Origin of the sequence: Leisingera sp. M527 (genome assembly GCF_025141525.1) — a bacterium.
In the GTDB taxonomy this organism is placed as follows: domain Bacteria; phylum Pseudomonadota; class Alphaproteobacteria; order Rhodobacterales; family Rhodobacteraceae; genus Leisingera.
The window spans coordinates 2,613,445-2,636,094 of record NZ_CP081037.1 but is presented as its reverse complement, the minus strand read 5'-3'; the positions used below and the strand labels follow the sequence as shown (position 1 = coordinate 2,636,094).

The window sequence follows — 22,650 nt, the reverse complement described above, 5'->3', positions numbered from 1 at the left end:
TAGGCTGTTTTGTTGCCGATCGGAAACTTCTCCCCTAATTAAGAGACAGCATACAGTGGTGTACCGCCCAAAGGAGCAAGTCATGAGCCGGGTCGAAAAGCAGGGAATTCAGGTCGCGCCAGAGCTGGCGGAATTCATCGAAAAGCAGGCGCTGCCGGGCACCGGGGTCGAGGCCGAGGCGTTCTGGGCGGGACTGGCGGAGCTGGTGAACGGGTTTGGCCCGGAAAACCGCGCGCTGCTGGCCAGGCGGGAAGAGATGCAGGCCAAGATCGATGCCTGGCATATTGCCAACCGGGACAAGCCCCATGACCACGAAGGGTATAAGACGTTCCTGAATGAGATCGGCTATCTGCTGCCCGAGGGCGGGGATTTTGAGATTGAAACGCAGAATGTGGATCCCGAGATTGCATCGGTGCCGGGGCCGCAGCTGGTGGTGCCGATCACCAACGCACGGTATGCGCTGAATGCAGCCAACGCTCGCTGGGGCAGCCTGTATGACGGGTTTTATGGTACCGATGCGATGGGCACCCCGGCGCCCAAGGGCGGCTATGACAAGGGCCGCGGTGCGCGGGTTGTGGCGCGGGCGCGGGTGTTCCTGGATGAGGCGTTTCCGATTGCAGGCACCAGCCACGCCGATGTGCGCCGCTATTATGTGCAGGACGGCCAGCTGCTGATTGACGACCTGCCGCTGGCGCAGCCGGAGAAGTTTGCAGGCTACCGCGGCAACCCCAAGGCGCCTGAATCCGTGCTGCTGCGCAACAACGGGCTGCATGTTGAGCTGGTCTTTGACCGCGCCCATGCGATTGGCGCGCGGGATCAGGCCGGGTTGGCGGATGTGCGGCTGGAAAGCGCGATGTCGGCGATCATGGACTGTGAGGACTCGGTCGCCTGCGTTGATGCCGAGGATAAAGTGCAGGCCTACTCCAATTGGCTGGGCTTGATGCGGGGCGATCTGGAAGCGAAGCTGGACAAGGGCGGCAAGAGTATTATCCGCCGTCTGAACCCGGATTTCGGTTTCACTGCGCCGGACGGCTCTGCGATGTCCGTAAAGGGCCGGGCGGTGCTGTGGGTGCGCAATGTCGGCCATCTGATGACCAACCCGGCGGTGCTGGATCAGGACGGCAAGGAGGCCTATGAGGGGCTGCTTGATGCGCTGATCACCGTGATGATCGCCAAGCACGACCTGAAGCGCGAGGGCGGCAACTCGGCTCATGGCTCGGTCTATGTGGTAAAGCCCAAGATGCACGGGCCGGAAGAAGTTGCCTTTACCGACCGCATTTTCGGCAAGGTCGAGGACATTCTGGGCTTGCCGCGCCACACCGTGAAGATCGGTATCATGGACGAAGAGCGCCGCACCTCAGTGAACCTCAAGGAATGCATCCGTGCGGCCAAGCACCGGGTGGCGTTTATCAACACCGGTTTCCTGGACCGCACCGGCGACGAAATCCACACTTCGATGGAGGCGGGGCCGTTCAGCCGCAAGGATTTCATCAAGCGCAAGGGCTGGATCGGCGCCTATGAAAATCTGAACGTCGATATCGGTCTGGAGTGCGGGCTGAGCGGCAAGGCGCAGATCGGCAAAGGCATGTGGGCGATGCCCGACATGATGGCGGCGATGATCGAGCAGAAGATCGAACACCCGAAATCCGGCGCCAACTGTGCCTGGGTGCCCAGTCCGACCGCCGCGACCCTGCATGCGCTGCACTATCACAAGGTGGATGTGTTCGCGGTGCAGCAACGGCTTATGGCCGGCGGCCGCCGCGCCCATGTGGACGGCATTCTGGAAATCCCGTTGGCGACTTACCGCAAATGGACACCGCGCCAGATCGCGCGAGAGGTGGACAACAACGCCCAGGGCATCCTGGGCTACGTGGTGCGCTGGGTCGATCAGGGGGTGGGATGCTCCAAGGTGCCGGACATCAATGATGTCGGGTTGATGGAGGACCGCGCCACCTGCCGGATTTCCGCCCAGCATATCACCAATTGGCTGCATCATGGTGTTGTCACTGAGGACGAGGTGATGGGCTCCCTCCGCAAGATGGCCAAAGTGGTGGATGAGCAGAACCGCGGCGACAACACCTATCGCGCGATGGCGCCTGGGTTCGACACCATCGCCTTCCAGGCTGCCTGCGATCTGGTGTTCAAGGGCCGGGTGCAGCCTTCCGGCTATACCGAGCCTGTTCTGCACGCCCGGCGGCTGGAACTGAAGGCGCAGGAAGCGTCGGGCTGACCGCGGCAAACTGACCGGGTTAAACAGTTTCCCGCATTTTGTGGGTAGTCAAAGGGGGCCTTTTGGCCTCCTTTTCTGTTCCGTGACGTCACGCGAACGGAAGGAAAGACACCCATGGCTGAGATTTCACTGGATCAGGCGCGCGCAATCATCCGAGCGGCCTTGGAGAAAGGGCATGAGATGGGGCTGAAGCCGCTGTCGGTGGTGGTGCTGGATGCGGGCGGCCATGTGCAGGCGTTCGAGCGCGAGGACGGCGCCGCGCCGGGCCGGTTCCCCATTGCCCATGGCAAGGCCTATGGCTCGGTCATGCTGGGCATGGCCGGCAGCGCCCAGATGGCCCGGGCAGAGGCGCAGGCCTATTTCATGGCGGCGGTGAACGGCGTTTACGGCGGCCAGGTGGTGCCGGTGCCGGGCGGGGTGCTGGTGCGCGGCACGGACGGTACTGTGATCGGCGCGGTTGGTGTTACCGGCGACAGCTCGGACAATGATGCCGTCGCGGCCATGGCCGGTATCGAGGCGGCGGGTTTGCAGGGCGAGATCTGACTTCGCACAGACATTCCGCAGCGTTGTGCGCGGCTGAACAGTCTGTTGCGCCGTCCTCCCCGTTGATGTGGCGCCCGCAGGGGGCTAGGTTCTTCTTTATACAGCACAAGAAGAGCGGAATATGGCGCGACCCAAAGTTGGCATCATCGGAAATTCCTACCTGATCAACGATCAGTACCCTGTCCACGCGGGCGGAACCATGAATTCCGAGGCGATCGCCGAAGTGGCGGGTTGCATGCCGCTGATGATCCCTTCGGACCCCCGTTTTGTGACGGTTGAGGAACTGCTGGAGAGTTTTGACGGCTTCTTGCTGACAGGCGGCCGCCCGAATGTGCACCCGCATGAATACGGCGAGGCCGAGACCGAAGCGCATGGCGCCTTTGACCGGGCGCGTGATGCGATCACTTTGCCGCTGATCCGCGCCTGTGTTGACCGCGGCCAGCCGTTTCTGGGCATCTGCCGCGGCTTTCAGGAGGTCAACGTGGCGATGGGCGGCACGCTGCACCCGGAAATCCGCGACCTGCCGGGGCGGATGAACCACCGGATGCCGCCAGACGGCACGCTGGAAGAGAAATTTGCCCTGCGCCACACGGTGAAATTCAGCTCCGGCGGAGTGTTCCACCGATTGTTCGGGGCCGAAGAAGTCATGACCAACACGCTGCACGGGCAAGGGATCAAACGCCCGGGCACCCGCGTGGTGATTGACGGGCAGGCGCCCGATGGCACACCCGAAGCAGTCTATATCAAGGACGCAGCCGGGTTTACGATGTCTGTGCAGTGGCACCCGGAATGGGATGCGGCCAGCGATCCGGTATCACGTCCGCTGTTCGAGGCGTTCGGCGATGCGGTCAGGGCCTGGGCGGCTGGCAAGGCGCAGGCTGGTTTGCAGCGGTCAGCGTAAAAGGTTCGAATATGGCAATTAATATGCGGCTTGAGGCCGCTGGAAGGCCAGTTTCCTGCAGAATCAGGCAATTCAGAGCAGGTGATGCAGCGGCGCTGGCGGATGTTTTTGCATCCGCTGTTCATGGAATTGCCAGCCGGTTTTATTCGCCTGCGCAAATCCGCGCATGGTGCCCGGAGGCGCCGTCAAGTGAAGCTTTCCTGCGGAAGCTGTCTGATGGCCGGGCAGTCTGGGTGGCGGCGGATGACGCAGATGTGCCGGCGGCTTTCATTGATCTTGAGGCAGACGGCCATATCGACATGCTGTTCTGCCACCCCGGTGCGGCGGGGCAGGGCGTTGCGGCGATGCTCTACGGCAAATTGGAAGAGGCTGCGCTGCGTCAGGGGATCGGGCTGTTGTATGCCGAGGCGAGCGAAGCGGCGCGCGGCTTTTTCGAACGGGCGGGATTTGCCGTGGATAAGCGGTGCGAATTTGAGCGTGGCGGCGTGAAAATTCACAACTACCGGATGGTCAAGATCCTGGGCTAGGCGAAGAACCTGCGGCCCGCCCCGCGCGGCAGGCCGCAAACCGTTTCAGACCAGAAGATCAAACGCGTGCATCAGAGGCAGACGACGCGCGCGTTTGCCGGTGAGGTCGAACAGCGCGTTGGCCAGCGCCGGCGCAGCTGGCGGGGTGCCGGGCTCGCCGGCGCCGCCCATATGAGCCTGGGTTTCCAGCACCTTCACTTCGGTCTTGGGCATCGTGTGCATGCGCAGGGCGTCATAGTCCGGGAAGTTGCCCTGTTCGGCGGCGCCATCGGCAAAGGTGATCTCGCCGAAGCAGGCCGCCGACAGCCCGTATGCCATGCCGCCGAACATTTGGGCCTTGACGATTTCCGGGTCGATCACCTGGCCCATGTCGCAGGCAATCCAGGCCTTGGCGATGCGGATGCTGCCGTCTTCCTCCGCCACCTCGATTACTTCGGCCACCGGCGTGCCGAAGCTGTAGCACAGGGCAACGCCGCGTCCCACGCCATCGGGTGTTTTGCCGGTCCAGCCGGACATCTCCCTGACCGCCTCCAGCACGCCGGCGGCAGGCGCCCATTCGCGGCGGGCAAGGTCCAGGCGGAACTCCAGCGGATCGGTGCCGGCCGCATGCGCCATCTCATCAATGAAGCTTTCGACGAAAAAGGCGTTGAAGCTGTTGCCGACCGAGCGCCAGAAACCGACCGGGATCTGCACGTCCGAAATATGCCCGGCCATACGGTAATTCGGGATCGCGTATGGGGAGTTGAAGAACCCCTCGACATGCACCTTGTCCGGGCCTGCGGGGGTGAAATCCGCCAGCCGTTTCATCGCCTGTTCGGTGGGCGAGGCCGCTGCAACTTTACCATCCATCAGCACCGCCGTGCCATCCTTTACCGCGCCGCGCATCCGGGCCATGGCGCCGGGGCGGTACATGTCGTGCCGCATGTCTTCCTCGCGGCTCCACGTCAGCTGCACCGGCACGCCGGGCACGTCCTTGGCGATACGGGTGGCGAACACTGCATAGTCGAACTCGACCCGTCGCCCGAACCCGCCGCCCAGATAGGTGGTGCGGATGTCCACCTGTTCGGCGTCCAGCCCGGCCTCTGCCGCACATTTCGACTGGGTGAACGTGGGCATCTGGTTGCCGCACCAGACGGTCAGCCTGCCATCCTCCAGCAGGGCGGTGGCATTCATCGGCTCCATTGTGGCATGGGCCAGGTAAGGCACCTGGTAGTCTGCCGTCAGTTCAGTTGCGCCTGCGGGCAGCTGATCCGCATCGCCGTCATCGCGCAGCACCGAATTCGGAGCGTCGTCAAAGGCCGCGGCGATGCGGGCGAAGATCTGATCGGTTTCCGGCGGATAGGGGGCGTCTTCCCAGTCTACCTTGATGGCATCCACCGCCTGCATGGCGAGCCATGTATTGCTGGCCACCACTGCGACGCCGGTGCCCATGCTGATCACCTTTTCCACACCGGGCATGGACATGGCCGCTGCAGCGTCAAAGCCTGCCATGCCGCCGCCCTGGCGCGGGTTCATGCGCAATGCGGCAAACTTCATCCCCGGCAGCCGAACGTCGATGCCGAATTCGGCGGTGCCGGTGGATTTTTCCGCCATGTCGATCCGGGGCTGGGATTTGCCGATCAGCCGCCAGTCGCTGCGCGGGCGCAGATCGGCCTCCACCGGGTCCAGCTTGGCGGCCTCCATGGCCAGATCGCTGTAGGGGATCTGCGTGCCATCCGGTGCAATCACCGCCCCCTTGGCGGTGGAGAACTGGCTGCGGCTGAGGCCCAGCCGGTCCGCTGCCGCCTGTTTCAGCGTCTCGCGGGCGGTGGCGCCGGCCTGACGCATCCGCGTGAACCCGTCCTTCATCGAGGTGGATCCGCCGGTGCCATGCAGGTTCAGCACCTTGCCGAGATGCCCCAGGGCCTCGCCGATGGAATGCTTGAAATTGCTGGTATCATAACCCTTGCCCGGCAGCGCATCGGCGATGAAGGCCGAGTTGTAATAGGCTTTGGCGGCAGGCCCGTGCAGCACCCGCACCTGATCCAGTTCCACATCCAGCTCTTCCGCGATCAGCGCGGCCCAGCTGGTTTTCACCCCTTGGCCCATTTCGGCACGCGGGGCAAATAGGGTGACGCCGTTCTGATCAATCAGCACAAACGGGTTCAGTGCAGCTTCGCCGTCGCCCGGTTGCAGCGGATTAGGGGCAGGGCGGCTGACGTAATAGGCGCCAAAGGCAACGCCTCCGACGATAGCGGCAGAGCCGATGAGGAAAGTCCGACGGGCGATTTTTGCGATGCTGGCCATGGGATTACGCCTCCTGCATCTGTTTTGCGGCGGAATGGATGGCGGCCCGGATACGCGGATAGGTGCCGCAGCGGCATAGGTTGCCCTGCATCGCCTCGTCAATCTCGGCGTCTGATGGGGCCGGGGTTTCCGCCAACAGGCTGGCCGCCTGCATGATCTGGCCAGACTGGCAATAGCCGCATTGCGCCACCTGATGCTTAACCCAGGCCTGCTGGATTGCCGCCATTGCCTCGGGCGTGCCGAGACCCTCGATCGTTGTCACTTCACCCCAAACGTCGGACAGCGCTACCTGGCAGGAGCGCACCGCCGCGCCATCAATATGCACGGTGCAGGCGCCGCAGGCGGCGACGCCGCAACCGAATTTGGTGCCGGTGAGGCCAACCTCATCGCGCAGAACCCACAGGAGGGGCACGTTATCCGGCAGGTCCACTTGATGTGTCTTTCCGTTGATGCGCAGGTCTGTTGGCATGGCGGAGGCTCCCTTGCTGTTCGCTGACAAAGTGTACTTATTTCGTCAGGACGTCAATTGACATTTTTCAAAGAGAATGTCAGAAGCAAAAACATGAACATGGCAGGCATTGATCCAAAACAGCAGGTAATCCTGGGCGCCGCATGGGCGGCGTTCTCTACCTATGGGTTCCGCAAGACTTCGATGGATGACATTGCCAAGAGTGCGGGCATGTCGCGGCCGGCGCTGTATTTGCATTTCAAGAACAAAGAGGCGATTTTCCGGGCGCTTGTGGCTGGGTATTACAGCAATGCATCAAAAGATATCCGGGCAGGTCTAGCGGCTGAGGGGTCCTTGGCCGCGCGCCTGCTGGCGGCGTTTGAAGCCCAGGGCGGTGAAGCGATTGAGGCGATGATGGCCTCGCCACATGGAATGGAGCTGTTCGAGGCCAGCAAGAACGTGGCCGGAGAGGTCATCGACCAGGGCGAGGCCGCGCTGCGTGCGATATACGCAGAATGGCTGGAGGCGGAAGCCAGGGCCGGGCGGGCAGTGCTGACCGGAGACCCTGCTGAAATTGCCCGGACGGTCTGCGCCTCGTTGAAGGGGATCAAGCATACCGCCGATGATTATGCCGCCTATCAGGCCGGTGTGCGCCAGCTGGCGGCGCTGTTCGGGGCCGGGCTGACGCCGCGCTGACGGGCGGGCCGGACGCACCGGCCCGCGTGCGCATCAAAGCTCGGTGCGAAGGTGCCAGAGTTCCGGGAACAATTCCACTTCCAGCATCCGTTTCAGATAGCTGACGCCGCCGGTGCCGCCGGTGCCGCGCTTGAAACCGATGACGCGCTCCACCGTGGTCACATGGTTGAAGCGCCAGCGGCGGAAATAATCCTCGAAATCCACCAGCTTCTCGGCCAGTTCATACAGCTCCCAATGTGTTTCGGTGTCGCGGTAGACCTCGGTCCAGGCGGCTTGCACGGCCTCATGCGGAACATACGCCCCGGCCAGATCCCGGTTCAGCACTTCGTCCGGTAGCGGGAAGCTGCGCGCCAGCGCTTTCAGCGCCACGTCATACAGCGAGGGCTGCGCCAGCTCTGCCTCCAGCAGCGCCAGGATGTCCGGGCGATGCGAATGCGGGCGCAGCATCGCCTTGTTGCGGTTGCCCAGCATAAATTCGATCTGCCGGTACTGGTGCGACTGGAAGCCGGAGCTTTGGCCCAGCTCGTCCCGGAACGCGGTGTAGTCCGAGGGTGTCATGGTGCGCAGCACGTCCCAGGCAGAGTTCAGCTGCTCAAAAATGCGCGCCACACGGGCCAGCATCTTGAAGGCCTGATGCGCCTTGCCGCCCAGCAGCCGTTCGCGGGCGGCGGTCAGTTCGTGGATGGCCAGCCGCATCCACAGTTCCGAGGTCTGGTGCTGAATGATGAACAGCATCTCGTCATGGGTATTGGTCCATGTTTTCTGCGCGTTCAGCAGCATGTCCAGCGACAGGTAGTCACCGTAGGACATACGCCCGTCAAAGGACATCTGCGCACCATCGTCGGCGGGATCATAGGGTTTTGTCATCGAAGTCTTTCCTTTTCCTAAGTGTATCACGGTTCAGGGAAAGGAAGGGTTTCTCCGGTTCAGGGTGCCGCATTGGGCCAGCCGTCGCCACAGCGCGATCCAACCCGCCGGGCGGCAGAGCGGCAGATGGTATGAGCGGGCGGTTCGCATCAGGTGACCGCGTTGCGCACTTTGTATTCGGCACGGTCCCACAAGGCGTTGTTCATGACATCGGCAATGATCCGGGCCGCTGCGCGCACGTCGCCTTCGTCGATGTACAGCGGGGTGAAGCCGAAGCGCATAATATCGGGTGCGCGGAAATCGCCGATCACGCCGCGGCCGATCAGCGCCTGCATGGCGGCATAGCCGTAAGTGAATTTGAACGACACCTGGCTGCCGCGGAAGGCGGGATCACGCGGCGAGGCCAGTTCCAGCTGCGGGCAGGCTTTCTCTACCTCGGCGATGAACAGATCGCACAGCGCGATGGACTTGGCGCGCACGGTTTCCATGTCCGCCATGTCCCAGATATCCATTGCCGCCTCCAGCGCGGTCAGTTGCAGGATCGGCGGAGTGCCAACGCGCATCCGGTCGATGCCGCTGCCGGGGCGGTAGTCGAGGTCAAAGGCAAAAGGTGCTTCATGCCCCAGCCAGCCGGACAGCGCCGGTCGGACGTGTTCCGCGTGGCGGGGGGCAACATAAATGAAAGCCGGCGCGCCGGGGCCGCCATTAAGGTATTTGTAGCTGCAGCCAACCGCAAAATCGGCGTGGCAACCCGCCAGATCCACGGGAACAGCACCGGCTGAGTGGGCCAGATCCCAGACCGTCAGCACGCCGTTGGCATGGGCTTTTCCGGTCAGCGCTTTCATCTCGTGCTTGCGGCCGGTGCGGTAATCAACCTCGGTGATCATCAGCACCGCGACCTCGTCGGTGATGTTTTCTTCCACCGCTTCCGGGTCCACCACCCGCAGCTCATAGTCGGGTCCCAGCGATTTCAGCAGCCCGCTCGCCATGTAAAGGTCGGTGGGGAAGTTGCCGTTGTCCGACAGCACCACCTTGCGCCCCGGATTCAGCTCCAGTGCCGAAGCCACCGCCTGGTAGACCTTGATCGACAGCGTGTCGCCCATCACAACATGGCCCGGCTCCGCCCCGATCAGCCGCCCGATGCGGTCTCCCAGCGCCTTGGGTTTGTCCATCCAGCCGGCCTTGTTCCAGCCGGTGATCAGCATCCGGCCCCATTCGTCCTGCATCATCGCGCCAACACGGTCTTTAGCAGCGCGGGGCAGGGGACCCAGCGAGTTGCCATCCAGATAGATCATGCCTTCCGGCAAGTCGAACATCGCCTTGGTCGCTGCAAAATCGGTCATCGGGGCCTCGCGTCAGATGGGTATTTCAAGCTTAAAGCTTTGCGTTTTGCTATCGTATCCATTCCTTTCTGTCCAGAGGCCGGTTGCCTGCGTCAGCCCTGACCTGCGGCAGGCTGGGGATCGGGAATGCCGAACTCAGCCCGTTTGCGTTTGGACAATCCTGCTGTGACCATCTGGTAGGACAGGGTGATCTGTTCCTGCAGCTCTGCATCTGAAAGGCCGGGAGGTTCAAAATGCTGTAACCACTTCATCCCGCGTGATGCCAAATAGGGTGCCGGACGGACGCCGGGACGTTCCTGCAGCACCTCATAGGCGATGTCGCCGGCCTTGAAGGTGAAGGCATCCTTGCCATCGGCCCAGCCGCAGACCGCAAACAGCTTGCCGCCTGCCTTCCAGACGTCGGAATTCCCCCATTGGACCACATGTTCAGCGGCGGGGAAGGTGGCGCAGAATTTGTTGAATTCCTTGCGGTCCATCAGGTCTGCCCTCCTGAAATCTCGATGCACTGGCCATTGATGGATCCCGACCCCGGTCCGCACAACCAAAGCGCCGCGGCGGCGACTTCGCCGGGTTCGATCAACCGCTTGTGGCGGTTGGCGTTGACCATCACGTCCAGCGCCTCCACCGCGCTCATCCCGGCGCGCTGGGCGATTGATGTGATGTTGCGCTCGACAATCGGCGTGTCCACGTATCCGGGACACAGCGCGTTGAAGGTGAAGGGCGTGCCCAGATAATCCTCGCTTAGCGCGCGGGTGAGGCCGATCATCCCGTGTTTGGTGGCAGAATAGCAGGCGGCGCCTTTCAGCCCCCGAAGCCCGGCGATAGACGACACCGTGATGACCCGGCCCCAATCGGTCTGCCGCATCGACTGAAAACACTCGCGGATGGTCAAAAAGGCACCGTCAAGGTTGGTCGCCATCATGTTGCGCCAGAACTCCATTGTGGTCTTGTGCAGCGCCGCCCCCTCGGCAACGCCGGCATTGGCCACGCAGATCTGTATGGGGCCGCGCGCCTCAACCGCGGCGGCAATCCTGGCTGCCACGTCCTCCTCGCTGCGCACATCCATGGCCAGCGGATGCAGGTTCTCCGTTGCGGCTTCCTCCAGAACCTCTTGCCGCCGTCCGGTGATGGTGACTTGGGCCCCTTGCGCTGCCAGCCCTTGGGCAATGGCCAGCCCGATCCCGGTACCGCCGCCGGTCACCAGTGCGTGTTTGCCTGTCAATGTCATGATCGTCCGGCCTCCCTGTTTTGCGGCACAGCCTATCCGGGCAGAACGCTCTGGCAAGCCCGCCGTGCCGTCACGCCGCATGGGTCTGGCGTTTACAGTTATATTCACATGTGTGAATGTTGTGGCAAACGTTCAGGGAGATACCAATGAAAGCCTTTGCCGCCGCTGCCTGCGCAGCCCTATTGATGCCCTTTGCCGCGCAGGCAAGCGAGGACATCGCCGACCAATACCCCCAGTCCGAACTCTACTCCAAACCGGTGGAGGTCATCCCGTATGTGTTCTCCGCCATCGGCGCCACGGCCCCGCCGACCTATGAGAATGCAGGCCACAACAACAACCTGTCCTTCATCGTGACCGGCGAAGGCGTGGTGGTGGTGAATGCCGGCGCCTCGGACGCGCTGGCCAAGACGCTGCATCAGGAAATCAAGCAAGTGACCGATCAGCCCGTGGTGCTGGTGATCAATGAAAACGGCCAGGGCCATGCCATGCTGGGCAATGGTTACTGGCGCGATCAGGGCGTGGATGTGCTGGCCCATGCCGAGGCAATTGCGGAAACGCGGGAAAACAGCGACATGATCCTGCAGCGCATGCGCGGCTACAACAAGGACCGGGCAGGGGAGACCCGTGTTGAACATGCCAATCTGGCTTTCGAGGACCGCCATGACATTAGCCTTGGGGGGGTGGAAATACAGGTTCTGCACCTGGGCCCGGCGCATGATCCCGGCGACATCCAGGTCTGGATTCCCGCGTGGAACCTGATGATCGCCGGCGACATCGCCTTTCACGAACGGATGCTGCCGGTCTTTCCGCACACCTGCACCAAATGCTGGGTTGAGACCTGGCAGGACAAGCTGGAACCGCTTGCGCCCGCCTATGTCATCCCGGGCCATGGCCACCCGACCAATTTGCCGCAGCTGCGCCGCTATACCCTCGATTATCTGGTGGACCTGCGGGCCAAGGTCGGCGCCCATATCGAGGACGGCGGAGACCTTGCCAGCGCCTACTATGTGGATCAGGAGCAATGGAAGGGGTTGGACACATTCGAGGAGCTGGCTACCAAAAATGCAGGCCGGGTGTTCGAGGAAATGGAATGGGAATAAGCCCCTCCGCTTCAGTACACATAAATATACGTAGGCTTTCGGGCGAAACTATGCAGGATCATGCCGCAAGCCGGAACAGATTCGTCGTTTCTGCGGCATCGGGGGCAATTTGTCCTTTTCTGATAGTCCCGCCCGAACTGGTCTGGACGAGCAAGCCGGATAAGGAAAGATTGCCCGAAATGCATATGATTTCAGGACATATTCTGCAAAAGAGCAGGGCGTGATGCGGTGGCTGGATGTGCCACCCGTCTGGCTGGCAGGCTTCGTCCTGACGGCCTGGCTGCAGTCGGCTCATGCCGCATTCGGGCTTTCTTTCGGGGGGGCATGGGCCGGGTTCTTGGGTGGTATTCTGCTGGGCGGCGGCCTTTTACTGGCCTTGCTCGCCATCTCCGAGATGCGGCGGCAAAAAACCACGGTCATTCCGCACCAGACGCCCAGCCGGCTGGTGCAATCGGGGATCTTCAGCCGCAGCCGCAACCCGATCTATCTGGGCGATGTTCTGATCCTTGCGGGCCTTGTGTTGTGGTTTGATGCAGTGCTGACGCTGCCGTTGATCCCCATTTTCCTGTGGGTGCTGGAAAAGCGGTTTGTCATTCCCGAAGAAGACAGGCTGCGCCGGACCTTCCGGGCGGACTGGGCCCGCTATGAGAAAAAGGTGCGCCGCTGGATCTGATCGGAACGCGGCATTGCAGCATGACTTTGCGGCAATGCAGCAAAATCCTTGCGCAATAATCTTGCGCATAGTAAAGAAAATCATTGTGATCCGTACCTAGGCATTGCCGGCACGGGCAGGACGAGGGGGACCCATAAGGTGAAAATAGGGACACCAAAAGAAACATTTTCGGGCGAGAACCGGGTCGGTATGACGCCGGACTCTGCCAAGCAGCTGCAGAAACTCGGTTACGATTGCGCGATCGAAGCCGGGGCCGGTGCGGCTGCAGGTTTTTCCGACGCAGTCTATGAGGCAGCGGGCGTCGAGATCATCAAGACACCGGCGGCGCTGTGGAAAGCATCCGATATCGTCGCCAAGGTGCGCCAGCCGGACGCCACTGAGCTGAAGCGCCTGACCAAGGGCAAGACGCTGATTTCCTTCTTCAACCCGGCTGGGAACGAAGGGGGGATGGAGCTGGCCAAATCCAAGGGCGCCAATGTGATCGCCATGGAAATGGTGCCGCGGATCAGCCGCGCGCAGAAGATGGATGCGCTTTCGTCAATGGCCAATATCGCGGGCTACCGCGCGGTCATTGAAGCGGGCAACAACTTCGGCCGCTTCTTTACCGGCCAGATTACGGCGGCGGGCAAGGTGCCCCCGGCCAAGGTCCTGGTGGTCGGCGCTGGCGTTGCCGGTCTGGCGGCCATCGGCACCTCAACTTCGCTTGGCGCAATCACCCTGGCCTTTGACGTGCGCCCGGAAGTCGCCGAGCAGGTCGAGAGCATGGGCGCCGAATTTGTCTATCTCGATTTCGAGGAAGCCCAACAGGACGGCGCTGCCACCGGCGGCTATGCCTCGGTCTCCTCGCCGGAATTCCGCGAAGCACAGCTGGCCAAGTTCCGCGAGCTGGCGCCTGAGGTGGACATCGTCATCACCACCGCGCTAATCCCCAACCGCGAAGCGCCGGAGCTGTGGACCGAGGATATGGTCGCGGCGATGAAGCCCGGCTCGGTTATTGTCGATCTGGCGGCGGAAAAGGGCGGCAACTGCAAGCTGACGGTGGCAGACGAGAAGATCGTGACGGACAATGGCGTCACCATCATCGGCTACACCGATTTCCCCTCCCGGATGGCGGCGCAGGCCTCGACGCTCTATGCCACCAACATCCGCCATATGATGACAGATCTGACACCGGAAAAGGACGGCCAGGTCAATCACGACATGGAGGACGACGTGATCCGCGGCGCCACCGTGGCCTTTGCGGGCGAGATCACCTTCCCGCCGCCACCGCCCAAGGTGCAGGCGATTGCGGCCAAGCCCAAGGAAGTTGTGCCGGAGCTGACGCCGGAAGAAAAACGCGCGCAGGAGGTTGCGGCCTTCAAGGCGCAGACCAAAAGCCAGGTGACTTTGCTGGCAGGCGGCGGTGCGCTCTTGCTGCTGGTGGGCCTCTTTGCGCCGGTCAGCTTCATGCAGCATTTCATCGTCTTTGCGCTGGCCTGTTTCGTGGGTTTCCAGGTGATCTGGGGCGTTGCGCATTCCTTGCACACGCCGCTGATGGCGGTGACCAACGCGATCTCCTCGATCATTATCCTCGGCGCCTTGATGCAGATCGGATCCGGCAGCTGGCTGGTGATCCTGCTGGCGGCGCTTTCGGTCTTCATGGCCGGGATCAACATCTTCGGCGGCTTCCTCGTCACCCGGCGCATGCTTGCCATGTTCCAGAAATCTTAAGGAGAGGCCGGACTTATGGATTACGGTTTCACCACCGCCGCCTATGTTGTTGCGGCAGTTCTTTTCATCCTGTCGCTTGGAGGTCTTTCCAACCAGGAAAGCGCCAAACGCGCGGTCTGGTACGGCATTGCCGGCATGGGGCTGGCGGTTTTTGCCACAATTATCGGCCCCGGCTCCGGCCTGTGGCTGTTGTCGCTCCTGCTGATTGCCGGCGGCGGCCTCATTGGTACTTACGTGGCCAAGAAGGTCCAGATGACCGAGATGCCGCAGCTGGTTGCGGCGATGCACTCGCTGGTCGGCCTGGCCGCAGTGTTTGTCGGCTTTATCGCCCATTTCGAGATCGGCAATGTAGCGGCAGCCACCAGCACCGATGACTTGGGCACTTTTGCCAAGCTGATTGCCAAGAAAACCCCGGCTGAGATCGCCTTTTTGCGGGTTGAGCTGTTCCTGGGCATCTTGATCGGCGCCATCACCTTCACCGGCTCGGTTGTTGCCTTTGGCAAGCTGGCGGGCAAGCTCACCTCGGCGGCCACCAAACTGCCGGGCGGCCATATGCTGAACGCCGGTGCTGCAGGCATCTCCTTTCTCAGCCTGATCTGGTACTTTAACTCGGGCGGTTTCCTGCCGCTGTTCCTGATGACCCTGGCGGCGCTGTTCATCGGCTATCACCTGATCATGGGCATCGGAGGCGCCGACATGCCGGTGGTGGTCTCGATGCTCAACAGCTACTCGGGCTGGGCGGCGGCGGCGATCGGCTTCTCGCTGGGCAATGACCTCTTGATCGTGGTCGGCGCGCTGGTGGGCTCTTCGGGTGCGATCCTCAGCTACATCATGTGCAAGGCGATGAACCGCTCGTTTGTCAGCGTGATCCTGGGCGGCTTTGGCGGCACTGCAGGCCCGGCGATGGAGATCGACGGCGAGCAGATCGCCATCGACGCCGACGGCGTGGCGGCAGCGCTGGACGAGGCCGACTCTGTGGTGATCATCCCGGGCTACGGCATGGCCGTGGCGCAGGCGCAGCAGAACGTGGCTGAACTGACCCGCCGTCTGCGCGCCAAGGGCAAGACCGTCCGTTTTGCGATCCACCCGGTCGCAGGCCGCCTTCCGGGCCACATGAACGTGCTGCTGGCCGAGGCCAAAGTTCCTTACGACATCGTTCTGGAAATGGACGAGATCAACGAGGACTTCCCGGAAACGGATGTGGCCATCGTCATCGGCTCCAACGACATCGTCAACCCGGCGGCGCAGGAAGACCCCAACTCTCCCATCGCCGGCATGCCGGTGCTGGAGTGCTGGAAGGCGAAACAGGTCTTTGTCTCCAAACGCGGCCAGGGCACGGGCTACTCCGGCATCGAGAATCCCCTGTTCTTCAAGGAAAACACCCGCATGTTCTATGGCGACGCAAAAGCAAGCCTGGATAATTTGCTGACCATGATCAGCTAAGAGAACAGATAACCTGTAAAAGGCGCTCCAAACGGGGCGCCTTTTTTCTGAGCTGCTTCTTTCTGGTCCAAAATACTCCGGGGGAGGCCGCAGGCCGGGGGCAGAGCCCCCTGGGATGGCTTCTGCATACCACGGCATTCAGATAACGCATTGAAATAACAGCGTTCTTTACATGCATTTCCTCAGGCTTTATGGTCCGCGGCATTGCCCGGGAGACCCCAATGCCCCTGATCCAGGACCACCCTTTACGTTACCAGCTCACCAATGAGCTGCACGCACGGCCCTTCCCGGCCATGTCCAGCCCCTGCACGGTTGTTTATCTGGCCGTCAAGCAGCCGCAGGAAGCCGAGCATCGCGACAGGCAGCAGGACGTCCAGCATCTGACGGACCTTCTGGACCGCCACGGCGCAGCGCATCCTCAGCCGGGGGCGACGCATCACACGGCGCAGATCGGGCGCCACATGATCAAATGGGAGCAGCATACGGAATTCGTCAGCTACACGGTCTACCGGGACGGCGTCAGCACGCGGGCCTTTGATCCGGCGGATTTCGATGTCTTCCCTGAGGACTGGCTGGCACAGGCGCCGGGGCAGCGGATTACCTCAGCACTGATCCGGGTGGTGCCGCGCACCGCTCCGGCCAGGCTGAAGGCAACTCTGCACGACTGGTTTGTGCCGGAAAGCCTGGCGGTGTCGCCGGTGCTGGATGACAGCGCCGTGGTGGCCGGGGACTTTCGCATTGATCCCGCCGGACACATGCGGTTTGCCGTGCTGCCGGGCGCGGGGACCGGAAGCCAGCGCATCGGCCGGATTGTGCAGCGGCTGTGCGAGATTGAGACCTACCGGGCCATGGCGATGCTGGGGTTTTCCCGCGCCCGCGGCCTGACACCAACCATCAGTGCGCTGGATACGCATCTCAGCGAGATGATGGTGGAGATGACCAGCGGTACCGTGCCTGCCGAACAGACGCTTTCGCAACTGCTGACAGTGTCCGCAGAACTGGAGGCAATGGCCGCCCGCTCTGCCTTCCGCTTTGGTGCAACGGGGGCTTACGAGGCTTTGGTCAATCAGCGCGTCAGCCTGCTGCGCGAAGGCCGCCACGAGGGCTTTCAGACGCTGGCTGAATTCATGCTGCGGCGGTTTGAGCCGGCCATGCGCACGGTGAAATCGGCAGAGAAACGGCTCGAGACGCTGGCCAACCGTGCGCGCCGGGCAGGGGAGCTGCTGCGGACCCGGGTGGATGTGGAACGCTCGGCGCAGAATCAGGCGCTGCTTGCCAGTATGGACCGCCGCGCCGATCTCGCGCTTCGTTTGCAGCACACGGTCGAGGGACTGTCAGTGGTGGCGGTCAGCTATTACGCGGTCTCGCTGGTGTCCGATTTCTTCCTGCCGCTTGCCGAACGCTACGGGCTGAACAAGAAGCTGCTGATTGCGGCGGTCACTCTGCCGGTTGTTGGTTTGGTGTGGTTGGGGATCCAGCGGATTCGGAAGAAGCTGCATTAAGCAGGGCATTCATGCCGATGCCGCCAAGCGCGATAAAGGCCAGCGCCAGCACAGCGGCCATGCTGAGCGTGGGGATGCCGGCCAGCCCCGCACCCACTGTGCAACCGCCTGCCAAAACGCCGCCGGTTCCCATCAGCACGGCGCCGGTCAGATAGCGGCCTGTTTGGCGCGGGCTTTCAAAGCTTTGCCATTGGAAGCTGCCGCTTAACAGCGCCGCCGCCAGGGCGCCCAGCAGCACACCGCCGATCAGCCCCGGCCCAAAGCCGGCAGGAATGGAGCTGGAGGCGATCACAAAGAACAATGTGTCCGCAGCCGGAGAGGTGAACGACAGGCTCTCCATTGCGATCGGGTCGAATTCGTCAAACAGCACAAAGCCGGTGCCAACCCAAGCCAGGGGCACCAGCAAGCCGATCAAGGCGCCGCCGCCCAGTGTCAGCAAGCGATTTCCCGAACGCAGCGCAACCGCCAACGCGGCAGCGGCGATTATCGCGCTCCACAACAGCGGGCCGCCGGGCAGGGCGGCCAGCGAAACCTGCTCCCCCATCGGCAGCGTGAATGAACCAAGCGCGGTTCGAAGCGGCGCCAGAACGCCCTTGAGCGTCGCATGGGCAGCAACCGCGAAGACTGTGATTACCATCAGTGCCCGCAGATTGCCGCTGCCTGCCAGAACTACCAGCCGCGACGCGCATCCGCGGGTCAGGATCATGCCGCCTCCGAACATCAACCCGCCTGCGGCGATTGCCAGCAGCGGCAGATCTCCGGTTAACAACCGGTGGTCCGCAAAGCTGATCCAGCCCTGCGCCACGGCGGCTTGCGTGCCAAGGACCGCAACCGCCAAAGCCATTGCCCAGATACCTGCCGCCTGCCGCCGGTCATCGCCAGCCAAGGCCCGGCGGAAGCAGAAACGGGTCAGCTGCGCCAGCGCGCCGAACAGCACGCCGATGGCCAACGCGAACAGGACGGAAATCTCCCGTGCTGTGGTGTCTTCAAAGCCGAATGTTTCGAACATTGCGCTCTCCTGCTGCGGATTCGGAACGTTTTCCCGAAATGGCGGGTATTCACTGCATAGGCAAGCGGTGCTGGGCGTGCTCGTGGTGTAAGGCCGGGACGCTTTTCCCAATTTATGCGGCTTGGGGGAAAATCGGATTTCAAGAAACCGCCGCCAGCAAAACAAACTGGCCGCTTTGGGGAAAGCGGCCAGAAGGTATGTTTTTATTTGAATGTATGCGTGTGTTGCGCCTCAGCGCCCGCGGATCCGCGGGTCCAGCGCGTCGCGCAACCCGTCGCCGAGGTAGTTCACGCTCAGCACCGTCAAAGAGATCGCCATGCCGGGCCAGAATACCCGCTCCGGGTGCTGCTGCAGATAGTCGGTGGCATCAAACAGCAGCCGCCCCCAGGTCGGAAAATCCGGCGGGAAGCCGAGCCCGAGGAAGGACAGCGACGACTCGGTGATGATCGCAGTGGCAATCCCTAAGGTGGCGGAGACCATGATCGGCGACAATACGTTGGGCAGGATATGCCGGGTGATCAAGCCGCTGTTGGTGGTGCCAATGGAGCGGGCGGCCATCACAAACTCACGCTCCTTCAGGGCCAGCACGTCGCCGCGCACGATCCGCGCGGTTGGCATCCAGCTGGTCACCCCGATGGAGACGACGATCAGGATGAAGATCCCCTGTTCCGGCCCGAACGCCGCGTTCAGCGGCTCGCGGAACAGCAGCATCATAACCAGCAGAAGCGGCAGCAGCGGCAGCGCCAGGAACAGGTCGGTAAGGCGCATCAGCGGTCCGTCCAGTTTCTTGAAGAAGCCGGCCATCACCCCGATGAAGGACCCAAGGAACAGCGCCAGCAGCATCGCGGTCAGACCGACGGAAACCGAGGTCGCGCCACCCGCCATCATCCGGGCCAGCATGTCGCGGCCCAGCTGATCGGTGCCAAAGGGATGCGCCCAGGTCGGGCCTTGGTTACGGGCGCGGATGTCGATCTTGGTGGCCTCAATGTCCCACAGGTAGGGGCCGAGATAGACCGCCAGGATGATGAACAGGAACAAGGCCCCGCCCATTAGCGCACCACGGTGGGATTTGAACTGGTCCCACACGTCCAGCCATTGGCTGCGCGGCGGTTTCGAAGGAACAGGATTGCTCAACTCAGTCATAGCGGATCCTCGGGTCAAGAATGCCGTACAGCACGTCGGCGATCAGATTGAACAGCACGATCAGCACCGCAAAGATAAAGGTCAGCGTCTGCACCATGGGCAGGTCGTTGGCCTGAATGGCGCCGATCAGCAGCTGGCCGATGCCGTTCACCTTGAACACCTGCTCGGTGATGATGGCGCCGCCAAAGATCGCCGGAATCCCCAGCGCGATCACGGTGACCACCGGGATCATCGAATTGCGCAGCACATGCACCATCACCACGACATATTCGCTAAGGCCCTTGGCCCGTGCGGTACGCACATAATCCTGGTTCAGGTTGTCCAGCATCGACGCGCGCATAAAGCGGCTGAGCTGTGCAGTGATCTGCAGCGCCAGCACCATCACCGGCATGATCATCTGCTTCAGCTGGTAGACAAAGCTGTCCCAGCTGTCGACCACATGGGTGGTGTCATAGATCGACGGGAACCAGCCCAGTTGCACTGAGAAGATAACGATCACCAGCACACCGGAGAAGAACGGCGGGACGGAAAAGCCGACCATCGACACGAATGTGCCCAGCTGGTCGAACCAGCTGTACTGGCGGTAGGCGGAATAGATGCCGATCGGCAGCGCGATCAGGATGGCGACGACATAGGCGGTGCCGACCACCCACAGGGTCTGCGGCATCCGCTGCACCACGATGTCCATCACCGGCGAACGGGTCTGCCAGGAAATTACCCTGAGCTTGCCGTCAGCCAGGCCAGTGCCGAAGATGTTGTCGATCAGCACCTGCGGCTCGATCCAAAAGAACTGCACCAGCCATTTCCAGAACCGGATATGCATCGGCTCGCCCAGGCCCAGGGCCAGGCGCATCTTTTCTTTGACTTCAGCGGGGACGGTCAGGGGAACCTGCGCCATCGGATCGCCGGGGGCGAGCTCCAGGAGCAGGAAGATCACGAGGCTGATGAACAGCAGTGTGGGAACTGCCAGGATCAGCCGCCGGATTGTAAAGGTCAGCATCTGCTAAGCGCCTTTGCAACTTATATTGAATTCGGAACAGGCGGGGAGAGGCCCCGCGTCCAGGCCATGCCGGGGGGCCGCGGCGCTGCCCTTCAGGATGGCAAGAGGCCCCGGCATGTGCCGGGGCCCCGGAAAAGCAAGCCGGGCTTACTTGATGCGGTACCAGTCAGCTGCGTTCCACAGCTCGCTGTCCCAGACGTTCAGGTTCACACCGCCCAGGGTATTGGAATGCGCCGACAGGCGGCCGCGGTGCACCAGCGGGATCATGCCGCCGTTTTCAACCATGATGTCGTTCAGGCGGCGGCCGATCTCGGCGCGCGCTTCCAGACCGGCGGTCTTGCTCAGCTCGGCGTGCAGCTGGTCGAACTCCTCGTTGCAGAAGCGCGAGATGTTCTGGCCCTGCCACTGCGTGTCCGGACGCGGAGCCTGATCGCACAGGCCGTTGCCCAGGTAGGCCTGCGGGTCGGTGCCGTCAAAGTTGTTGGCATACATTTCGACGTCGGCATAGAACTTCTGGAAAGTGTCGGGCGAACCCGGATCGCCGCCGAAGAACACCGAAGCGTTAATGTTGCGCAGCTCGGATTCGATGCCGATCTGGCTCCACCATTCCTTGATCAGCGCCTGGAAGTCCTGACGCACCGCGTTGGTCGAGGTCTGATACAGGATTTTCATCGGCTTGCCGTCAGGGGTTTCCCGGACGCCGTCGCCATTGGTGTCCTTGTAGCCGGCTTCCTCCAGCATCGCCTTGGCGCCTTCGATGTCCTGGGTGGAGCAGTCAAAGGTGTCGGAGGCAAAGGCCGCAGGTGCGGGCACCCAGTTGCAGCTGACTGCGCCTGCCTTGCCATAGCCGATTTCCACCAGCAGCGGACGGTCGATGGCCATTGACATCGCCTTGTAGACAGCCGGGTCCTTCAGGAACGGGTGCGGATGCTTGACAGTGGCGCGCTCGCCCTCGGGCAGGCTCGATGACGGGTCGGTCTGGTTCAGCATGATGCGTTCCACCAGCGAGCCGAAGCCCGCAACCGGGGTGCCCTTGCCGCCCGCTTCCATCTGGGCGATCACTTCCGGCGCCAGCTGCAGGTTCCAGGCGTAATCGAACTCGCCGGTTTCCATTACGGCACGCCCCGCAGCAGTTGCATCGCCGCCGCCTTTGAACAGTACCTTGGCGAACGCCGGCTTGGCCGGGTCGCGGTAGTTTTGGTTAGCCGACATGGTGATCACGTCGTTCGGCTTGAACTCATCCACCACAAACGGGCCGGTGCCGATCGGGCCAAAGTTGGCATCGGTGCATTCCGGCGCCCTGGCACCGGTGCAGTTTTCAAACTGCGCCTTTTGCAGGATCGGGCCTTCGCCGCCCACAAACGGGCCGTAAGGGAAGGGGGTCGGCTTGTCGAAGGTGACCTTGACGGTCAGATCATCCAGCACTTCGACATTGGTGACACCTTCGTATTTGGTCAGCTGGGCGCAGCCGCCCTCAGGATGCATACAGTAGTCTGCGGTGAACTTGACGTCATGCGCAGTGACACCGCTGCCATCGGACCACTTCATGCCGGGCGCGATTTTCCAGGTGACAGAGGTCAGATCCTCGCTGACGCCGCCATTGTCCACAGTCGGAATTTCCACCGCCAGATAGGGGATCATGTTGCCCTGCGGGTCGTAGCGCGCCAGCGGTTCAATCACCAGCGACGAAGACTGGATGTCCTTGGTGCCGCTTGACAGATACGGGTTCAGGATCGACGGCGCCTGCCAATAGATGATGTTGACCTGGCCGTCTGACCCGCGCTCGGCAAAGGCCGCAGGCGCGAGGGAGGCCGTGGCAACAGCCCCCATCAATAGGGATTTGAGTTTCATCACACTCTCCTTGTCGGACACGTTTCGTGTCTTATTTGTTGGCCGGACTCTTTGGCCCGGATGATTGCCGCATCGCTGCGGAACTGTAGCATTTGCACCTGCAGGCAGCCAAAAAACGAAGAAACTAAGCCGTCTTAACATTTTGCCGGG

Annotated in this window: 20 protein-coding genes; 10 read left to right on the top strand and 10 right to left on the bottom strand. The window is 62.2% G+C overall.

Going from position 1 to position 22,650, the window contains the following annotated elements; all coding sequences use genetic code 11:
• The first annotated feature begins 82 nt into the window (after positions 1 to 82).
• From K3555_RS13175 to K3555_RS13160, 4 genes are all read left to right on the top strand, one after another.
• Positions 83 to 2,230, top strand: a complete 2,148-nt coding sequence (locus tag K3555_RS13175) for a malate synthase G (protein ID WP_260005566.1) — start codon at positions 83 to 85, stop codon at positions 2,228 to 2,230.
• A gap of 114 nt (positions 2,231 to 2,344) precedes the next feature.
• On the top strand, positions 2,345 to 2,773 hold the full coding sequence (locus K3555_RS13170) for a heme-binding protein (protein WP_260005565.1): 429 nt from the start codon (positions 2,345 to 2,347) through the stop codon (positions 2,771 to 2,773).
• A gap of 121 nt (positions 2,774 to 2,894) precedes the next feature.
• Positions 2,895 to 3,674: a gamma-glutamyl-gamma-aminobutyrate hydrolase family protein gene (locus K3555_RS13165; RefSeq protein WP_259994033.1), complete on the top strand. Its 780-nt coding sequence runs from the start codon at positions 2,895 to 2,897 to the stop codon at positions 3,672 to 3,674.
• Positions 3,563 to 4,201, top strand: coding sequence for a GNAT family N-acetyltransferase (locus K3555_RS13160; protein WP_311199983.1), 639 nt, complete (start codon positions 3,563 to 3,565; stop codon positions 4,199 to 4,201). The genes K3555_RS13165 and K3555_RS13160 overlap by 112 nt, the downstream gene beginning before the upstream one ends.
• 45 nt (positions 4,202 to 4,246) lie before the next feature.
• On the opposite strand, the gene K3555_RS13155 is transcribed toward K3555_RS13160, so the two are convergent.
• Positions 4,247 to 6,487: a xanthine dehydrogenase family protein molybdopterin-binding subunit gene (locus K3555_RS13155; protein WP_260005564.1), complete on the bottom strand. Its 2,241-nt coding sequence runs from the start codon at positions 6,485 to 6,487 to the stop codon at positions 4,247 to 4,249.
• Between the two features lie 4 nt (positions 6,488 to 6,491).
• A complete protein-coding gene (locus K3555_RS13150; protein ID WP_259994031.1) occupies positions 6,492 to 6,956 on the bottom strand; it encodes a (2Fe-2S)-binding protein in 465 nt (154 codons plus the stop codon).
• 93 nt (positions 6,957 to 7,049) lie between these two features.
• On the opposite strand from K3555_RS13150, the gene K3555_RS13145 reads away from it, so the two are divergent.
• Positions 7,050 to 7,631: a TetR/AcrR family transcriptional regulator gene (locus tag K3555_RS13145; protein WP_260005560.1), complete on the top strand. Its 582-nt coding sequence runs from the start codon at positions 7,050 to 7,052 to the stop codon at positions 7,629 to 7,631.
• Between the two features lie 33 nt (positions 7,632 to 7,664).
• On the opposite strand, the gene kynA is transcribed toward K3555_RS13145, so the two are convergent.
• From kynA to K3555_RS13125, 4 genes are all read right to left on the bottom strand, one after another.
• Positions 7,665 to 8,498: a tryptophan 2,3-dioxygenase gene (gene kynA / locus K3555_RS13140; RefSeq protein ID WP_260005558.1), complete on the bottom strand. Its 834-nt coding sequence runs from the start codon at positions 8,496 to 8,498 to the stop codon at positions 7,665 to 7,667.
• Between the two features lie 149 nt (positions 8,499 to 8,647).
• The gene (gene kynU / locus K3555_RS13135; RefSeq protein WP_260005556.1) at positions 8,648 to 9,841 is read right to left on the bottom strand and encodes a kynureninase; all 1,194 of its coding nucleotides are present in this window, start codon (positions 9,839 to 9,841) and stop codon (positions 8,648 to 8,650) included.
• A 92-nt stretch (positions 9,842 to 9,933) separates the two neighbouring features.
• Entirely contained in the window at positions 9,934 to 10,317 is a 384-nt protein-coding gene (locus K3555_RS13130; protein WP_260005555.1) for an MmcQ/YjbR family DNA-binding protein, read from the bottom strand.
• Positions 10,317 to 11,069 carry an SDR family NAD(P)-dependent oxidoreductase gene (locus tag K3555_RS13125; RefSeq protein ID WP_260005551.1) on the bottom strand — a complete coding sequence of 251 codons (753 nt, stop codon included), beginning with the start codon at positions 11,067 to 11,069 and terminating at the stop codon, positions 10,317 to 10,319. Before K3555_RS13125 ends, K3555_RS13130 begins: the two co-directional genes overlap by 1 nt.
• Before the next feature lie 146 nt (positions 11,070 to 11,215).
• Here K3555_RS13125 and K3555_RS13120 point away from each other — a divergent pair, with 146 nt between their 5' ends.
• From K3555_RS13120 to K3555_RS13100, 5 genes are all read left to right on the top strand, one after another.
• Positions 11,216 to 12,169 (top strand): MBL fold metallo-hydrolase, encoded by a 954-nt coding sequence (locus K3555_RS13120; RefSeq protein WP_260005550.1) that lies wholly within the window; start codon positions 11,216 to 11,218, stop codon positions 12,167 to 12,169.
• A 223-nt stretch (positions 12,170 to 12,392) separates the two neighbouring features.
• Entirely contained in the window at positions 12,393 to 12,842 is a 450-nt protein-coding gene (locus tag K3555_RS13115) for an isoprenylcysteine carboxylmethyltransferase family protein (protein ID WP_260005549.1), read from the top strand.
• 138 nt (positions 12,843 to 12,980) lie between these two features.
• Positions 12,981 to 14,552, top strand: coding sequence for a Re/Si-specific NAD(P)(+) transhydrogenase subunit alpha (locus K3555_RS13110; RefSeq protein WP_260005548.1), 1,572 nt, complete (start codon positions 12,981 to 12,983; stop codon positions 14,550 to 14,552).
• A 15-nt stretch (positions 14,553 to 14,567) separates the two neighbouring features.
• Positions 14,568 to 15,995 (top strand): NAD(P)(+) transhydrogenase (Re/Si-specific) subunit beta, encoded by a 1,428-nt coding sequence (locus K3555_RS13105; RefSeq protein WP_260005546.1) that lies wholly within the window; start codon positions 14,568 to 14,570, stop codon positions 15,993 to 15,995.
• Positions 15,996 to 16,216: 221 nt separating this feature from the next.
• Positions 16,217 to 17,497, top strand: a complete 1,281-nt coding sequence (locus tag K3555_RS13100) for a DUF3422 family protein (RefSeq protein ID WP_260005544.1) — start codon at positions 16,217 to 16,219, stop codon at positions 17,495 to 17,497.
• On the opposite strand, the gene K3555_RS13095 is transcribed toward K3555_RS13100, so the two are convergent.
• The 4 genes from K3555_RS13095 to K3555_RS13080 all read right to left on the bottom strand — a co-directional run bounded on the left by K3555_RS13095 (position 17,433) and on the right by K3555_RS13080 (position 22,500).
• Entirely contained in the window at positions 17,433 to 18,506 is a 1,074-nt protein-coding gene (locus K3555_RS13095; RefSeq protein WP_260005543.1) for a YeeE/YedE family protein, read from the bottom strand. The two genes, K3555_RS13100 and K3555_RS13095, sit on opposite strands and share 65 nt — an antisense overlap.
• Before the next feature lie 231 nt (positions 18,507 to 18,737).
• Positions 18,738 to 19,649 (bottom strand): ABC transporter permease, encoded by a 912-nt coding sequence (locus K3555_RS13090; protein ID WP_259985703.1) that lies wholly within the window; start codon positions 19,647 to 19,649, stop codon positions 18,738 to 18,740.
• Positions 19,642 to 20,649, bottom strand: a complete 1,008-nt coding sequence (locus tag K3555_RS13085) for an ABC transporter permease (RefSeq protein ID WP_129371429.1) — start codon at positions 20,647 to 20,649, stop codon at positions 19,642 to 19,644. The genes K3555_RS13090 and K3555_RS13085 overlap by 8 nt, the downstream gene beginning before the upstream one ends.
• Positions 20,650 to 20,796: 147 nt before the next feature.
• A complete protein-coding gene (locus tag K3555_RS13080) occupies positions 20,797 to 22,500 on the bottom strand; it encodes a peptide ABC transporter substrate-binding protein (protein WP_259994008.1) in 1,704 nt (567 codons plus the stop codon).
• Positions 22,501 to 22,650: the final 150 nt, after the last annotated feature.

Bases quoted from the DNA above. Each gene is read 5' to 3' on its own strand.
- K3555_RS13175 (WP_260005566.1), top strand. From the start codon at position 83: ATGAGCCGGGTCGAAAAGCAGGGAATTCAGGTCGCGCCAGAGCTGGCG.
- K3555_RS13170 (WP_260005565.1), top strand. From the start codon at position 2,345: ATGGCTGAGATTTCACTGGATCAGGCGCGCGCAATCATCCGAGCGGCC.
- K3555_RS13165 (WP_259994033.1), top strand. From the start codon at position 2,895: ATGGCGCGACCCAAAGTTGGCATCATCGGAAATTCCTACCTGATCAAC.
- K3555_RS13160 (WP_311199983.1), top strand. From the start codon at position 3,563: ATGGGATGCGGCCAGCGATCCGGTATCACGTCCGCTGTTCGAGGCGTT.
- K3555_RS13155 (WP_260005564.1), bottom strand. From the start codon at position 6,487: ATGGCCAGCATCGCAAAAATCGCCCGTCGGACTTTCCTCATCGGCTCT.
- K3555_RS13150 (WP_259994031.1), bottom strand. From the start codon at position 6,956: ATGCCAACAGACCTGCGCATCAACGGAAAGACACATCAAGTGGACCTG.
- K3555_RS13145 (WP_260005560.1), top strand. From the start codon at position 7,050: ATGAACATGGCAGGCATTGATCCAAAACAGCAGGTAATCCTGGGCGCC.
- kynA (WP_260005558.1), bottom strand. From the start codon at position 8,498: ATGACAAAACCCTATGATCCCGCCGACGATGGTGCGCAGATGTCCTTT.
- kynU (WP_260005556.1), bottom strand. From the start codon at position 9,841: ATGACCGATTTTGCAGCGACCAAGGCGATGTTCGACTTGCCGGAAGGC.
- K3555_RS13130 (WP_260005555.1), bottom strand. From the start codon at position 10,317: ATGGACCGCAAGGAATTCAACAAATTCTGCGCCACCTTCCCCGCCGCT.
- K3555_RS13125 (WP_260005551.1), bottom strand. From the start codon at position 11,069: ATGACATTGACAGGCAAACACGCACTGGTGACCGGCGGCGGTACCGGG.
- K3555_RS13120 (WP_260005550.1), top strand. From the start codon at position 11,216: ATGAAAGCCTTTGCCGCCGCTGCCTGCGCAGCCCTATTGATGCCCTTT.
- K3555_RS13115 (WP_260005549.1), top strand. From the start codon at position 12,393: ATGCGGTGGCTGGATGTGCCACCCGTCTGGCTGGCAGGCTTCGTCCTG.
- K3555_RS13105 (WP_260005546.1), top strand. From the start codon at position 14,568: ATGGATTACGGTTTCACCACCGCCGCCTATGTTGTTGCGGCAGTTCTT.
- K3555_RS13100 (WP_260005544.1), top strand. From the start codon at position 16,217: ATGCCCCTGATCCAGGACCACCCTTTACGTTACCAGCTCACCAATGAG.
- K3555_RS13095 (WP_260005543.1), bottom strand. From the start codon at position 18,506: ATGTTCGAAACATTCGGCTTTGAAGACACCACAGCACGGGAGATTTCC.
- K3555_RS13090 (WP_259985703.1), bottom strand. From the start codon at position 19,649: ATGACTGAGTTGAGCAATCCTGTTCCTTCGAAACCGCCGCGCAGCCAA.
- K3555_RS13085 (WP_129371429.1), bottom strand. From the start codon at position 20,649: ATGCTGACCTTTACAATCCGGCGGCTGATCCTGGCAGTTCCCACACTG.
- K3555_RS13080 (WP_259994008.1), bottom strand. From the start codon at position 22,500: ATGAAACTCAAATCCCTATTGATGGGGGCTGTTGCCACGGCCTCCCTC.